The organism is Bradyrhizobium zhengyangense (assembly GCF_022012435.1).
GTDB lineage: Bacteria > Pseudomonadota > Alphaproteobacteria > Rhizobiales > Xanthobacteraceae > Bradyrhizobium > Bradyrhizobium zhengyangense.
This window is the reverse complement of the sequence record NZ_JAKLUA010000001.1, coordinates 571,604-585,833: the sequence shown is the minus strand read 5'-3', so window position 1 is coordinate 585,833 and position 14,230 is coordinate 571,604. Positions and strand designations below refer to the sequence as shown.

Sequence of the window (14,230 nt, the reverse complement as noted above, 5' to 3'; positions counted from 1 at the left end):
TGCTCGCGCTGGACTAGACGAACGGCAGCTTGATGTTGCTGCGCCTCTCCAGCCATTCCGGCACGGGCAGATTCTTGGCGCGCATGAAATCGGCGTTGAACAGTTTTGACTGATAGCGGCTGCCGGAATCGCAGAGGATGGTGACGATGGTCTTGCCGGGTCCGAGCTGCTTGGCGAGCCGCATCGCGCCGACAATGTTGATACCGGTCGAGCCACCGAGACACAGGCCTTCGTGCTGGAGCAGCTCGTAGATGACAGTCACGGCTTCGGCGTCAGGAACGAGATAGGCATCGTCGACCTTCGCGCTCTCGACGATCGCGGTTTTCCGGCCGAGGCCGATGCCTTCCGTGATGGAGTCGCCCGGGCTCGCCTTGGCGGTGCCGGTCCGGAAGTATTCGAACATGCCGGCGCCGTGCGGATCGGCGCAGGCGATCCGGATGTCCTTGTTCTTCTCTTTCAGAAAACGGCTGGTGCCGGCCAGGGTGCCGCCGCTGCCGACCGAGCAGACAAAGCCGTCGATCTTGCCGCCGGTCTGTGCCCAGATCTCGGGGCCGGTGGAGTCGTAATGCGCCTTGGCGTTGTCGAGGTTGTTCCATTGGTCGGCGAATAGCACGCCGTTCGGCTCGGTCTTGCGCAGCTCGTCGGCAAGACGGCGGCCGACATGCTGGTAATTGTTCGGATTGGAGTAAGGCAGGGCCGGAGACTCCAGCAGCTGGGCGCCGCACAGCTTCAGGAAATCCTTCTTCTCCTGGCTCTGCGTCTCCGGAATCACGATCAACGTGCGATAGCCGCGCGCGCTCGCGACCACCGCCAGCCCAATGCCGGTGTTGCCGGCCGTTGCTTCCACGACGAGGCCACCCGGCTTCAGCTCGCCGCGCTTCTCGGCTTCCTGGATCATCCATTTGCCGGCGCGATCCTTCACCGACTGGCCGGGATTCATGAACTCGGCCTTGCCGAGAATGGTGCAGCCGGTCAGTTCGGAGGCGCGCTTGAGCTTGATGAGCGGGGTGTTGCCGATGGCTTCGACAACGTCGTTTTTGATGGTCATGTCAGGCAATTACCGGCTGGTTCAGGATGAGGGTCCGACCCTAAAGTAGGGTCGCCAGCCGCACAAGGCGAGGGCGCGAACTCTTATTGCTGCTTTGCGAAGATGACCTGCCGGACGTCGATATTGCCGGACAGGAATCCGGCCTCGCAATAGGCGAGATAGTACTCCCACAGCCGCCGGAACCGATCGTCGAAGCCGAGCGGAACGAGACCCGGCCAAGCCGCGCGAAAGTTATTTCGCCAGGTGGCAAGCGTCTTGGCATAATCTTGCCCGAAGATGCGCTCGCGGATGACGGGGATGCTGAACCGGTCTCCGAGCGATTTCAGCACTGCGGGCGAGGGCAGCATGCCGCCCGGAAAAACATAGCGCTGGATGAAGTCGACCTCGCGTCGGTAGCCCTGGAAAAGCCGGTCCTGGATCGTGATGGCCTGGATGCCTGCCAATCCGCCCGGCAGCAGCCGGTCGCGCAGCTGAGCGAAATAGCGCGGCCAGAATTCCTCGCCGACCGCCTCGATCATCTCGATCGAGGCGATCCGGTCGTAGCGATCACGCTCGTCGCGATAGTCCTGCAACCGGATCTCGACCTGTTCGGCGAGGCCTGCTTCGTGGATCCGCTTCTGCGCAAAATCGCGCTGCTCGGTCGAGATAGTCAGGCCGACGACGCGCGCGCCAAACGTCTTTGCGGCAAACTCGGCGAAGCCACCCCAGCCGCAGCCGATCTCGAGCAGCTTCTGGCCAGGCTTCAGGTCGAGCGCCTCGGCGAGGCGGCGATATTTGTTGGTTTGGGCTGCCGTGAGGTCGGTGGTCGAGCCCTCGAACAGCGCCGACGAATAGGTCATGCTCGGATCCAGCCAGGCTGAGTAGAACGCATTGCCGATGTCGTAATGGGCGTGGATGTTGCGCCGCGCCTGGCGGCGAGTGTTGCGGTTGAACCAGTGCTGAAGCATCTGCACGAGCCGCATCAGCGGCTTGTCGCGCAGCATCGCCTGGATCAAATCGTGGTTGACGCAGAACAGGTAGAGAAACTGCGTGAGATCGGGCGTGTCCCAATCGCCGGCAAGGTAGGCTTCGGCGACGCCGATGTCGCCGCCATTGATCAGGCGCGATGCGAAGCCGTAATTGTGCAGGCGCATCGCAGCATTCGGACCCGGCTCGTGTCCTCCGAGTCTGATCACGCGGCCGTCCGGCAGCGTGACGTCGAGCGTGCCGCGCCGCAGCCGCGACCCGAAGGTCAGCGCAAGGCGAACGATGCGCGGCAGGTCGGCCAGCACTGTCTCGACGTCATCAGGTGTCACCGAAATGGCATTCGACATCGGCAGATCCATGACTTCAACGGATACTGTCCAACCGCGAGCCGAGCGCGCCGATCCCGCTTTGTTGCTTGACCCGAGCGCGCCCCTCAAACGGTCAGCGACCTATAATATAGGGACGCGATTTGCCGCGCGCCAAGATGGTTTCGTCGCTGCGCTGCCCTGCGGCATCGGATCGTGGCACCAGCCGCGCTCCCTTCAGCCAGAGCCGCAGCGCTTCCCAGTGGATCGCGGCCATCACCTTGAGGCTGACGAGCGGCAGGCTGAAGAAGGATCGCAGCAGGGCAGAGGAGGTCAGCGCGCAGCGACGGCCGCTGAAAGTCGCTGCGAGCAGTGGGCCATCATTGTCGGTCTCCAGAATGCGCAGCTTGACCGTGTCGGACGGCGGCAGCACTCGGAAATGGTAGCGCATCGCCATAGGCACAAAGGGCGAGACGTAGAACAGCTTGTCCTGTTGCTGTCGCAGACCGGCGGCATTCAGCTCGTCGGCCCTGACAGGGAGGATGTACGGATGAAGCTCGCCAAAGGTGTTGCGCACCTCGTAGATCACCAACGCGAGTTCGCCATTGGCGTCACGGCAAAAATAGACCGAGAGCGGATTGAAGCCGTAGCCGAGCAGGCGAGGATAGCAGAGCAGCTCGACCCGGCCTCCGCGGAGATTGATGCCTTCAGCGGCGGCGCAGCGCTCCACATAGGCGCGCAGCGAGGAGCCATCGCGCGGGCCGTGGTCCTTCTCGTGGAAGCTGTAGAGCGCGGCGCGGTTGACGCCGAACAGCGCCGACTGCCTGTCAGTCTCATCCAGCCGGTCGAGATCGATCAAGAGGCTCATGACGCGGTAGCTGAAGCGATGGCCCATGGGCTTGAGCCGCGCATGCATGACGTCACCGAAATAGAGCGAGGCGGCATCCGATGCTGGACGGGCTGTACTCGTCATTGCGCTACTCTGCAGCCTCCGCCAGCTCGACTGGAGCCGTGCGCCAGGGCGCGGTCGCCCCGAGTGCCTCGGCCACGCTAAGGCCGGAGCGCAGGCCGTCCTCGTGAAAGCCGTAGCCGGTCCACGCGCCACAGAACCAGGTGTGCCGCGGGCCCTGGATCTCGGCCAGCCGCTTCTGTGCGGCAAAGGCAGCTGCATTGTACTGCGGATGCTCGCAGAGATATTGGCCAAACGTGAGTTCGGGCGCGGGTTCGAACGGCGGGTTGAGGCTTACGAACAGCGGCTTGTCGGCGTCGATGCCCTGGAGCCGGTTCATCCAGTAGGTCACCGCGACATCGTTCATCGCCGCTCCCTCGCGCTGCCAGCGCAGGAAATTCCATGACGCCCAGGCGCGGCGCCGCTTTGGCATCAGCCTGGTGTCACGATGCAGATAGACCTTGTTCGGAGAATAGTTGATGGCTCCGAGGATGTCGCGCTCGCGCGGGTCTGCATCCGACAGCATGGCAAGTGCCTGGTCGCTGTGCGCCGCAATCACTACATGGTCGAAGCTCTCGTGCCGGCCATGGCTGTCACCGACCACGACGCCATGCGCCGTGCGCGCGATCGACGTCACGGCGCAGCCGAGCCGGACGCGGTCCCTGAAGGCGGCCTGGAGCCGCCCGACATAGGTCTGGCTGCCGCCCCTGACAGTGCGCCAGACTGGCCGGTCGTAGTGCAGCAGGCGATGATTGTCGAAGAAGGCGACGAAGTTCTTGGCCGGGAAGTCGAGCATTTCGCTGGCGGGAGCGGACCAGATGGCTGCCCCCATCGGGGCGATATAGTCGGTCAGCAAACGCTTGGAGAACTGCCGTTGGCGAAAATAGGCGCCGAGCGTCAGTCCGCTCAGGCTGCCGTTGCGAAGGTCGTCGACGCTTTGACGGCCGAATGTCGGGATCTCCGTCAGCATCCGCAGGTAGGATGGGGAGAGAAGATTGGCAGGCTGAGCAAACAGGCCGGCCACCGTCGCCCACCAGTCATTGCCACCGCCGCGCCATTCAAAACGACCGCCATCGGCGGACACTGCAAAGCTCATGCAGCTTGCGACCGTCTCGACGCCGAGATGGGCGAACATCGCGGTCAGATCGGGATAGTTGAGCTCGTTGTAGACGATGAAGCCGATATCGACGGTGACAGGCGTGCCCAGATAGTCGATGGTGACGGTGTGGCTGTGGCCGCCCGGTCGCAGCTCCCTGTCGTAGACAGTCACAGGGTAGCGCTGGGAAAGCGTCCAGGCCGCCGTGTTGCCGGCAATGCCCGTTCCGATGACCGCGATGCGCATGCGTCAATGCCCCTGCCTTGTGCTGCACAAGCTACGGTGCGTTGCGGCGCGGGTTTCAGGGGAGAGCGGATCTTGGCGTTGCGTCTTCGAGGCAACTGTGGCTGCAATATCACATGAAATCTTTGTAAGCTTGATTGTGTTTCCAAACCTTTCCGGATCGAAGAAGCGACTGCAACACAGGCATATCCTTCATTCCAATGGTCCGGTAGCGGACGCGGGCCCGCGGTGAGTTTCGCAGGTGCGGGACTGTCCCGCAGTTCCGCGCCCGGCTAGAATGGATTTTAGGTTCCGCAGAAAGCATCACGCTGTGAACGAGTTACAGAATGGCCTCCGGCCGCCCATCCGCGAATCGGCTCATCCGGCCGCGCGGTGGCGGCATGATCTGCCCGTCAGGGGGCGGATGTGACACAGCGGGTTCCGACCCTCGTCGGGCCGAATTTCCTTGGCCAAGTCCTTGGGTCTGCGTCCGGGACGCTGCGAGCCGTCGCGGTGGTGTGCCTGGCCGCGAGCTCGGGCGCCTGCGTGCTGACCCAGGATCTTCCCGATCCCGCGCTCGATGTTCCCACGCAGTACAAATACGCCAGGAAGGCGGACGCGCCGCCGACGCTGGATTGGTGGCGCGGCTTCCGTTCGGCGGAGCTGACGCAGCTGATGGAAGAGGCGCAGACCGTCAATCTCGACATCGCTGCCGCGGTCGCGCGCATCGTCGAGGCGGACGCCCAGGCGCGGCAGGCGGGCGCGGCGCTGTTGCCGAGCCTGTCGGGAACGGGACAAGAGACTTATTCGCGCACCTCCGGCTCGTCTTCTTCGGGGCTCACCAATGGCGGCCGCGAGGTTGTCAACTACCAGGCGTCGCTGAGCGCCAGCTATCAGCTCGATTTCTGGGGCCAGAACCGCGATGCGCTGCAAACGGCCGAGGAGACCGCCAAGGCCAATCGTTTCGACCGCGATACGGTCGCGCTGACGACGCTCGCAGCCGTCGCCAATGCCTATTTCCAGGTGCTGGCCTCGCAAGACCGCCTGCGCACCGCTCAGCGCAATATCGCCAGCGCCCAGCGTATCCTCGATGCCATCCGCGAGCGCCGCAAGGCCGGGACGGGGACCGATCTCGACGTCGCCCAGCAAGAGAGCGTGCTCGCCAACCAGAAGGCGCTGGTGCCGCCATTGCGCCAGACCCTCGACCAGAACGCCAACGCGCTTGCGGTACTGGTGTCGCGGCCGCCGGAGAGCGTGCGCCTTGCCGGCGGTTCGCTGGACCGGATCGCCATTCCGCGTGTCACGCCCGGGCTGCCGTCGGAGCTGCTGACGCAGCGGCCTGATATCCGCCGGCAGGAGGCGCAGCTTGCCTCCGCCACTGCGAATATCGGCAATGCCCGCGCGCAGTTCTTCCCGAGCATCCAGCTCACCGGCAATGGCGGTTATCAGAGCTCGGCACTCTTCTCGCTGTTCCAGCCGCACGCGGCGTTCTTCCAGCTGGTCGGCAGCGCGACGCAGCCGATCTTCGACGGCGGCAAGATCCTCGGCAATTTCGAATTTGCCAAGGCCCGCCAGGACGAACTGCTGCAGACCTACCGCAAAACCATCGTTCAGGCCTTCACCGACGTCGACAACGCACTATTTTCAATCAAGCAGACCACGATCAAGCTGCAATTGCAGCGCGACGTGGTCAACGCCTCGCGGCGCGCCTTCGATCTCGCCGAGCAGCAACTGCGCGCCGGCACGGCCGATATCGTGACCGTGCTCAACACCCAGCTGACGCTGTTCCAGGCCGAAGACACGCTGTCACAGGCACAGCTCGCGCGCCTTCTTGCCATCGTCAGCCTGTGCCAGGCGCTCGGCGGCGGCTGGGAGCCGCGAATGGAGAAACCGGTCAATGCTCTTTAAGCCGGACACGAAGGACGGCGCGAAAGCGGGGACGGCGAAAAAGTCGCGCGGCCGCGGCTTCGTCATGATCCTGATCACGCTCGCGATCCTCGGCGGGCTCGGCTATCTCGGCTGGACCGTGTGGCATCAGCAACCGCAGCAGGCAGCTGGCGGTCGCGGCCAGCAGCGGCCCGATCTGCCGGTGCCGGTGCTGGCGGCAACGCCCAGGGTTCAGGACGTGCCAGTCTATCTCGACGGCGTCGGCTCAATCCGCGCGCTGAACACGGTGACGGTGCGCTCGCAGGTCGACGGCAAGCTGATCGCGGTGAAGTTCACCGAAGGCCAGGACGTCAAGAAGGGCGACGTGCTCGGCGAGATCGATCCGGCGCTCTACCAGGCGACCTATGACCAGGCAGTGGCCAAGAAGGCCCAGGACGAGGCCCAGCTCGCCAACCAGCGCATTGACCTGACGCGCTACGAACAGCTCGCGGCCTCCAATGCCGGCTCCAAGCAACAGGCCGACACCCAGCGCGCGGCGGTCGCGCAGACCGAGGCGCTGGTCAAGGCCGATCAGGCTGCAATCGACAATGCGGCGGCAACGCTGAGCTACACCAAGATCGTGGCGCCACTGTCGGGCCGCGCTGGCCTGCGCCAGGTCGACCAGGGCAACATTATCCACGCCTCCGACACCATCGGCCTCGTCGTCATCACGCAATTGCAGCCTATCGCGGTGTGGTTCAGCCTGCCGCAGCAGCAGATCATGCGCGTCAACGCGGCGGCCGCAAAGGGCGCGCTGTCGGTCGACGTGTTCGGCAATGACGGCGTCACCGTGATCGACACCGGCAAGCTCACCGGGATCGACAACCAGGTCGATCAGACCACGGGTACGCTGAGGCTCAAGGCGGAATTCCCCAACGCCAATTACCAGCTCTGGCCCGGCCAGTTCGTCAATGTCCGCCTCAAGGTCGAAACGCTGAACCAGGCGCTGGTGGTGCCGACCTCGGCGGTGCAGCGCGGACCGATCGGCACGTTCAGCTATGTCATCGGCGCGGACAACGTCGTTACGGCCAAGCCCGTGACAGTGACGCAGCAGAACGAGCATGATGCGGTCATTGCGAGCGGCCTGACGGCAAACGACAAGGTCGTCACCACGGGCTTCGCCAATCTGTCCGACGGCTCCAAGGTCGTCATCGGCCGCGACGAGCAGACGCCGTCGGCCGACCTCGCTCCGCGCAAGCGCACGCGCGCGCCGCAAGCCGACGGGAAGGGCGGCCAGGCCAAGGATGGCCAAAAGGATGGCCAGAAGGACGGACAAGGCAAGGACGGCGAGTTCCGCGCCAAGCGGAAGAGCAGCGAGGGCGACCAGAAGGGCCAGACTGGGCCTGCGCCGGGGCCGGGGGCTCAACCATCGGGACCTGGAGCCAAGCAGCCATGATCCCGGCAACAGCCGCCTGAGCGGCAGGCGCATCCCATGGGTGTCTCCGAACCCTTCATCCGCCGTCCGATCGCAACTTCGCTGCTTGGCATTGCGCTGCTGATTGGCGGGCTGCTGGGCTATTTCGCGCTGCCGGTCTCGGCGCTGCCGCAGGTCGACTTCCCGACCGTGCAAGTGACGACGCAGCTGCCGGGCGCGAGCCCCGACGTGATCGCCTCGCTGATCACGGCGCCGCTGGAGCGGCAGCTCGGCCAGATCCCGTCGCTGACGGCGATGAACTCGACGAGCTCTTTCGGCGTCAGCCAGATCTCGCTCCAGTTCGATCTCAACCGCGACATCGACGGCGCGACCCAGGACGTGCAGGCCGCGATCAACGCCGCCGCCGGCGTGCTGCCCAAGACACTGCCTTATCCGCCGACCTACGCCAAGGTGAACCCGGCCGATGCGCCGGTCATGACGCTGGCGCTGCGCTCGGACACCATCTCGCTGCGGGCGATGAGCGACATCGCCGACACGCTGCTGGCGCAGCGCCTGAGCCAGATCTCCGGCGTCGGCCGCGTCTCCGTGCTCGGCGGGCTAAAGCCGGCCGTGCGCATCCAGGCCGATCTGGCGCGGCTTGCCGCCTACGGCATCGCCATGGAGGACTTGCGCGCCGCCATCGCAAACGCCAACGTCTCCGGGCCAAAGGGCTCGCTCGACGGCGCCCAGCAATCCTACATCATCGCGGCCAACGACCAGATCGCCGCCGCCGACGCCTACAGGCCGGTCATCATCGCCTATCGCAACGGCTCGCCCGTCACGATCGGCGACGTCGCGCAGATCGTCGACGGGCTCGAGAACGACCGCACCGGCGGCTGGTATCAGGGCACGCCGGCCGTCATCATCGACATCCAGCGCCAGCCCGGCGCCAACGTCATCGATGTCGTCAAGCAGATCCGCGCCGAGATCCCGAAGGTGCAGCGCGCGATTCCGGCCGGCGTTAAACTGACCATCGTCTCCGACCGCACCGTCACCATCCGCGCCTCCGTCCATGACGTGCAGTTCACGCTCGTGCTGGCCGTCGTTCTGGTGACACTGGTCGTGCTGCTGTTCCTGCGCTCGCTGCGCGCAACCGTGATTGCGGGCGTGGCGCTGCCGCTGTCGCTGATCACGAGCTTCGGCATCATGTACTTTGCCGGCTTCAGCCTCGACAATCTGTCGCTGATGGCGCTGACAATCGGGACTGGCTTCGTGGTCGACGACGCCATCGTCATGATCGAGAACATCGTCCGCCATATGGAGAATGGCGACAACGCGATGACCGCCTCGCTGAAGGGGGCCAGTGAAATCGGCTTCACCGTGATCTCGCTGACGGTGTCGCTGATCGCGGTGTTCATTCCGCTACTGTTCATGTCGGGCCTCGTGGGACGCATGTTCCGCGAATTCGCACTGACCTTGACCATCGCGGTCGTGACCTCGGCGGTGGTCTCACTGACGCTGACCCCGATGATGTGCTCGCGTCTGCTCAGGCACGCCCATGAGGAGTTGGCGGTACCGGGTCTCGCCGCCGTCAGCCGCTTCATCGACCGCACCGTCGAATTTTATCACCGCACGCTGCTCGTGGTTTTGCGGCATCAGCGCACCACGCTGGTCGTGACCTTCGTGACTTTGGCCGCAACTCTTGTCCTCTATGTCGTCGCGCCAAAGGGCTTTCTGCCGCTGCAGGATACGGCCTCGATCACGGCGGTGACCGAAGCCGGGCCTGACGTGTCGTTCGCCGAGATGCAGAAGCGGCAGGCCGATGCCGCCGACGCCATCAAGGCCGACCCTGACGTCACCGGCGTGGTCTCGGTGATTGGCGCGGGCTCGGTCAATCCGACCACCAATGTCGGACGGCTGGTCATGACCTTGAAGCCGCGCGGCGAGCGACGCGACGATGTCGGCGCGGTCATTGCCCGGTTGAAGGAGAAAGTCTCCGGCATTCCCGGCATGACCGTCTATTTCCAGCCGGTGCAGGACGTGCAGATCTCGACCCAGTCGAGCCGCTCGCAGTACCAATACACGCTGACCGGCACCGACGCGGCGCTGGTGTCGGAATGGGCACGCAAGCTCGTCGACGAGATGCGGCGCGATCCCCTTTTCCGCGACGTCTCCTCCGAAGCCCAGGAAGGCGGCCTGCGCGCGCAGCTGGAGGTCGACCGCACCCGCGCCGGCCAGCTCGGCGTCAGCCTGCAAGCCATCACCGACACGCTCAACGATGCCTTCGCGCAGCGCCAGATCTCGACCATCTATGGCCAGGCCAACCAGTACCGCGTGGTGCTGGAGGCGCTGCCGATGTACCAGCGCGATCCCTCGATCCTGTCAAAGTTGTACTTGCCGGGCGGCGCCAGCGCGACCGCCGGCGCACCCAACGCGCAAGTGCCGCTCGACGCCGTGGCGACCTTGAAGCGCACCACGGCGCCGCTGGCGATCTCGCACCAGGCGCAATTCCCGGCGATCTCGCTCAGCTTCAACCTCGCGCCGGGCGCGGCGCTCGGCGACGCGGTCGAGGCGGTGAAGGCGATCGAGACCCGGATCGAGATGCCCAACAGCATCGTCGGCGTCTATGCCGGCGACGCGGCCGAATTCGCCAAGGCGCTGGCCGGCCAGCCCTGGCTGCTGCTCGCCGCCGTGATCACGATCTACATCGTGCTGGGCGTGCTCTATGAGAGCTACATCCACCCGATCACGATCCTCTCGACGCTGCCGTCGGCCGGCGTCGGCGCCATTCTGGCGCTGATGCTGTTCGGACAGGACCTCTCGGTGATCGGCCTGATCGGCATCATCCTGCTGATGGGCATCGTCAAGAAGAACGCGATCATGATGATCGACTTCGCACTTGAAGCCGAGCGCGGGCAGGGCATGCCGGCCGACGAAGCCATCGTGCAGGCCTGTCTGCTTCGCTTCCGTCCGATCATGATGACGACGCTGGCGGCGCTGTTCGGCGCGCTGCCGCTGGCGATCGAGAGCGGCACCGGCGCCGAGCTGCGCTTCCCGCTCGGCATCTCCATCATCGGCGGCCTGCTGCTGAGCCAGCTGCTGACGCTCTATACCACGCCCGTGATCTATCTCGCGCTCGACCGCATCAACCGCCGCCTCGAGCAGGCGCTGCCGCCACCCGAGCCTGAGCCGCCGACGGCAGGGGCGACCGAGGGGATGCAGTGATGGCATCGATCTCGGAGCCCTTCATCCGCCGTCCCGTCGCGACCACGCTGCTGTCGATCGGGCTGTTCCTGCTGGGGGCCGTCGCCTACGAGTTCCTCCCCGTTGCCTCGGTCCCGAACGTCGACTTCCCTGCCATCTTCGTCTCGGCAAGCCGCCCCGGCGCCGACCCTTCCGTGATGGCCGCGACCGTCGCCGCGCCACTCGAACGGCGGCTCGGCGAAATCGCGGGCATCAACCAGATCACGTCGACGAGCTCGCTCGGCACCGCGAACATCCAGCTCCAGTTCGATATCGGCCGCAACATCGACAAGGCGGCGCGCGATGTGCAGGCCGCGATCAACGCGGCCCTCGTCGACCTCCCCAGCGACCTGCCGGCGCTGCCGCGCTTTCGCAAAGCCAACACGGCCGGCGCGCCGGTCTTCGTGCTGGCGCTGACCTCCAAGACGCTGTCGGCCAGCGCGATCTACGACGTCGCCGATACCGTGCTGGCGCAACGCATCTCGCAGGTCCCAGGTGTCGGTGACGTGACGGTATCAGGCGCCGACCAGCCGGCGGTGCGGGTCCAGCTCAACCCGGTGGCGCTGTCGAATGCAGGGATCGCGACCGACGACGTCAGAACCGCCATCATCAACGCCAACCCGCTCGGCCCCGTTGGCATCTTCAACGGCGAGCGCCAGAGCGAGACGCTGTCGCTGAACAGGCAGATGCGCACGGCCAAGGAATTCGGCGACATCGTCATCAAGAGCTCCGGTGGCAATTTCGTCCGACTGTCCGACGTCGCCGATATCGAGGACGCCGTCCGCAACGCCCGCTCGATCGCCTGGTTCAACAAGCAGCCGGCGGTGCTGATCCAGATCACCAAACAGGGTGACGCCAACGTCATCGACACGGTCGACCGGGTCAAGGCGCTGATCCCGGCGCTGAAGCAATGGATTCCGGCTGGTGTGGACGTCTCGACGCTGGTCGATCGGACCACCACGATCCGCGCCAGCGTGATGGACATGCAATGGACGCTGCTCGCGACCGCAGTCCTGGTCATGGTCGTGGTGTTCGTGTTCCTGCGCCGGCTGACGCCGACGATCGCCGCCGGCATCTCGGTGCCGCTGGCGCTGGCCGGCACCTGCGCCGGCATGTGGGTCGCCGGCTTCTCGATCGACAATCTGTCGCTGATGGCGCTCGCGATCTCGGTCGGCTTCGTGGTCGACGACGCCATCGTCATGATCGAGAACATGTTCCGCAACCTCGAGCATGGCATGCGACCGATGCGGGCGGCGCTGGAGGGCGCCAAGCAGATCGGCTTCACCGTGGTCTCGATCAGCCTGTCGCTGATCGCGGCATTCACGCCGCTGATCTTCATGGACGGCATCGTCGGTCGCCTGCTGCGCGAATTCTCGTTGACGCTGACCTTCGCGATCGTAGTGTCGACCCTGGTGTCGCTGACGGTTACGCCGATGATCTGCGCCCATTATGTGAAGGAGATCACGTCCGGATCCGCCACGCTGTTCGACCGCCTGATCGAGGGCTCGCTGTCGCGCGTCGTTGCGTTCTACGCCCGCACCCTGCGCGCCGTGCTCGAATTCCCGCTGCTGACGCTACTGGTGTTCTTCGCCACCATCGGACTGACGGTGCTGCTCTACGTCAAGGTGCCCAAGGGCTATTTCCCGACTGATGATTCCGGCTTCGTCATCGGCGCAACACGGGCCTCGGCCGACATCTCGTTCCAGTCGATGCTGACGCTGCAGCAACGCCTCGCCGACATTGTGATGCAGGATCCGGCTGTCGCCGGCATCGGTTCGACCGTCGGCGGTGGAGCCGGGCCAGGAGGCGCGACCTCGAACCGCGGCGTCATGTACATCAGCCTGAAGCCGCCGGAGGAGCGAGACCACGTCTCGACCCAGGTCGTGATCGACCGTCTCAGGAAGGCGCTGTTTCCCGTGCCCGGGATCCGTCTCTTCATGTTTGCGGCGCAGGATGTCCGCGCCGGTGGCCGGCAGAGCGATTCCAATTACCAATATACGCTCTCGAGCACCGACCTCGACCTGCTGCAGAAATGGGCACCTATCGTGGCCAAGCGCATGGAGACGGTGGAGGGCATCACCGACATCTCGAGTGACCGTGATCCCGGCGGACTTCAGCTCACACTGAACATCGACCGCCAGAAGGCAGCAGCGCTCGGCGTCAAGGTCCAGGACATCGACAACGCCCTGAACAACGCCTTCTCGCAGCGCCAGATCTCGATCATCTATACCCAGCGCAACCAGTACATGACCGTCCTGGAGATCGATCCGAAATTCCAGGTCGATCCGTCCAACCTCGAGCGCATCTATGTCGCCGGCGCGGGAGGCGTGCAAGTGCCGCTCTCGGCCGTGGTCCACGCGACACGCGGGCTTGCCGCGCTCGCGGTCTATCATTCGCAGTCGGTGCCCTCGACCACAGTGTCGTTCAACACGTTGCCCGTTGTGGAGCTCCAGGCCGCCACGCAAAACATCCAGCGCGCGGTCGATGAATTGCACATGCCCGAAGGCATCCGTGGCAGCTTTGACGGCAATGCCGGCGATTTCGCCAGGACCAGCGGCCGGCAACCGCTCTTGATCCTCGGCGCGCTGGTGGCGATGTACATCGTGTTAGGAGTGCTCTACGAGAGTCTCGCCCATCCGCTCACGATCATCTCGACGCTGCCGTCGGCCGGTCTGGGCGCTCTGCTCGCGCTTCAGATCACCAACACGCCGCTGACGGTGATCGCCTTCGTCGGCATCATCCTCCTGATCGGCATCGTCAAGAAGAACGGCATCATGATGGTCGACTTCGCGCTCGATGCCGAGCGTCAGCGCGGGCTGTCGTCGGCTGAGGCTATCTTCGAGGCCTGCCAGGCGCGCTTCCGCCCGATCCTGATGACGACCATGGCCGCGCTGTTTGCCGGCATTCCGCTTGTCGTGGCGACCGGGCCGGGCACGGAGCTGCGCCGCCCGCTCGGCATTACCATCATCGGCGGCCTATTCGTCTCGCAGGTCCTGACCCTCTACACCACGCCCGTGATTTACTTGTTGATCGATCGGCTGCGCCGGCGGTCCGAGCCGCGCGCGCTGGCAGCGCCGGCAGAATAGGCGGGTTGTTGAACGGCCGTACCAAGCGTATAGCG

8 protein-coding genes are annotated in these 14,230 nt (G+C 65.0%); 4 read left to right on the top strand and 4 right to left on the bottom strand.

The window, feature by feature from the left end; genetic code table 11:
• Positions 1-13 precede the first annotated feature (13 nt).
• From L6637_RS02755 to L6637_RS02740, 4 genes are all read right to left on the bottom strand, one after another.
• Entirely contained in the window at positions 14-1,048 is a 1,035-nt protein-coding gene (locus tag L6637_RS02755; protein ID WP_237862485.1) for a cysteine synthase A, read from the bottom strand.
• 83 nt (positions 1,049-1,131) lie between these two features.
• Positions 1,132-2,361 carry an SAM-dependent methyltransferase gene (locus L6637_RS02750; RefSeq protein WP_237862484.1) on the bottom strand — a complete coding sequence of 410 codons (1,230 nt, stop codon included), beginning with the start codon at positions 2,359-2,361 and terminating at the stop codon, positions 1,132-1,134.
• Positions 2,362-2,455: 94 nt separating this feature from the next.
• Positions 2,456-3,292, bottom strand: coding sequence for a DUF1365 domain-containing protein (locus L6637_RS02745; protein WP_237862483.1), 837 nt, complete (start codon positions 3,290-3,292; stop codon positions 2,456-2,458).
• Between the two features lie 4 nt (positions 3,293-3,296).
• Positions 3,297-4,610, bottom strand: coding sequence for an NAD(P)/FAD-dependent oxidoreductase (locus tag L6637_RS02740; protein ID WP_237869058.1), 1,314 nt, complete (start codon positions 4,608-4,610; stop codon positions 3,297-3,299).
• 402 nt (positions 4,611-5,012) lie between these two features.
• Here L6637_RS02740 and L6637_RS02735 point away from each other — a divergent pair, with 402 nt between their 5' ends.
• Genes L6637_RS02735 through L6637_RS02720 form a run of 4 tightly spaced genes read left to right on the top strand, consistent with a single transcriptional unit; the run spans position 5,013 to position 14,195 of the window.
• Positions 5,013-6,494, top strand: coding sequence for an efflux transporter outer membrane subunit (locus L6637_RS02735; protein ID WP_377802647.1), 1,482 nt, complete (start codon positions 5,013-5,015; stop codon positions 6,492-6,494).
• Positions 6,484-7,908: an efflux RND transporter periplasmic adaptor subunit gene (locus L6637_RS02730; RefSeq protein ID WP_237862481.1), complete on the top strand. Its 1,425-nt coding sequence runs from the start codon at positions 6,484-6,486 to the stop codon at positions 7,906-7,908. The genes L6637_RS02735 and L6637_RS02730 overlap by 11 nt, the downstream gene beginning before the upstream one ends.
• A 36-nt stretch (positions 7,909-7,944) precedes the next feature.
• Positions 7,945-11,091: an efflux RND transporter permease subunit gene (locus L6637_RS02725; protein ID WP_237869057.1), complete on the top strand. Its 3,147-nt coding sequence runs from the start codon at positions 7,945-7,947 to the stop codon at positions 11,089-11,091.
• Positions 11,091-14,195: an efflux RND transporter permease subunit gene (locus L6637_RS02720; RefSeq protein WP_237869055.1), complete on the top strand. Its 3,105-nt coding sequence runs from the start codon at positions 11,091-11,093 to the stop codon at positions 14,193-14,195. The genes L6637_RS02725 and L6637_RS02720 overlap by 1 nt, the downstream gene beginning before the upstream one ends.
• Positions 14,196-14,230: the final 35 nt, after the last annotated feature.

Bases quoted from the DNA above. Each gene is read 5' to 3' on its own strand.
- L6637_RS02740 (WP_237869058.1), bottom strand. From the start codon at position 4,610: ATGCGCATCGCGGTCATCGGAACGGGCATTGCCGGCAACACGGCGGCC.
- L6637_RS02745 (WP_237862483.1), bottom strand. From the start codon at position 3,292: ATGACGAGTACAGCCCGTCCAGCATCGGATGCCGCCTCGCTCTATTTC.
- L6637_RS02730 (WP_237862481.1), top strand. From the start codon at position 6,484: ATGCTCTTTAAGCCGGACACGAAGGACGGCGCGAAAGCGGGGACGGCG.
- L6637_RS02750 (WP_237862484.1), bottom strand. From the start codon at position 2,361: ATGTCGAATGCCATTTCGGTGACACCTGATGACGTCGAGACAGTGCTG.
- L6637_RS02720 (WP_237869055.1), top strand. From the start codon at position 11,091: ATGGCATCGATCTCGGAGCCCTTCATCCGCCGTCCCGTCGCGACCACG.
- L6637_RS02725 (WP_237869057.1), top strand. From the start codon at position 7,945: ATGGGTGTCTCCGAACCCTTCATCCGCCGTCCGATCGCAACTTCGCTG.
- L6637_RS02755 (WP_237862485.1), bottom strand. From the start codon at position 1,048: ATGACCATCAAAAACGACGTTGTCGAAGCCATCGGCAACACCCCGCTC.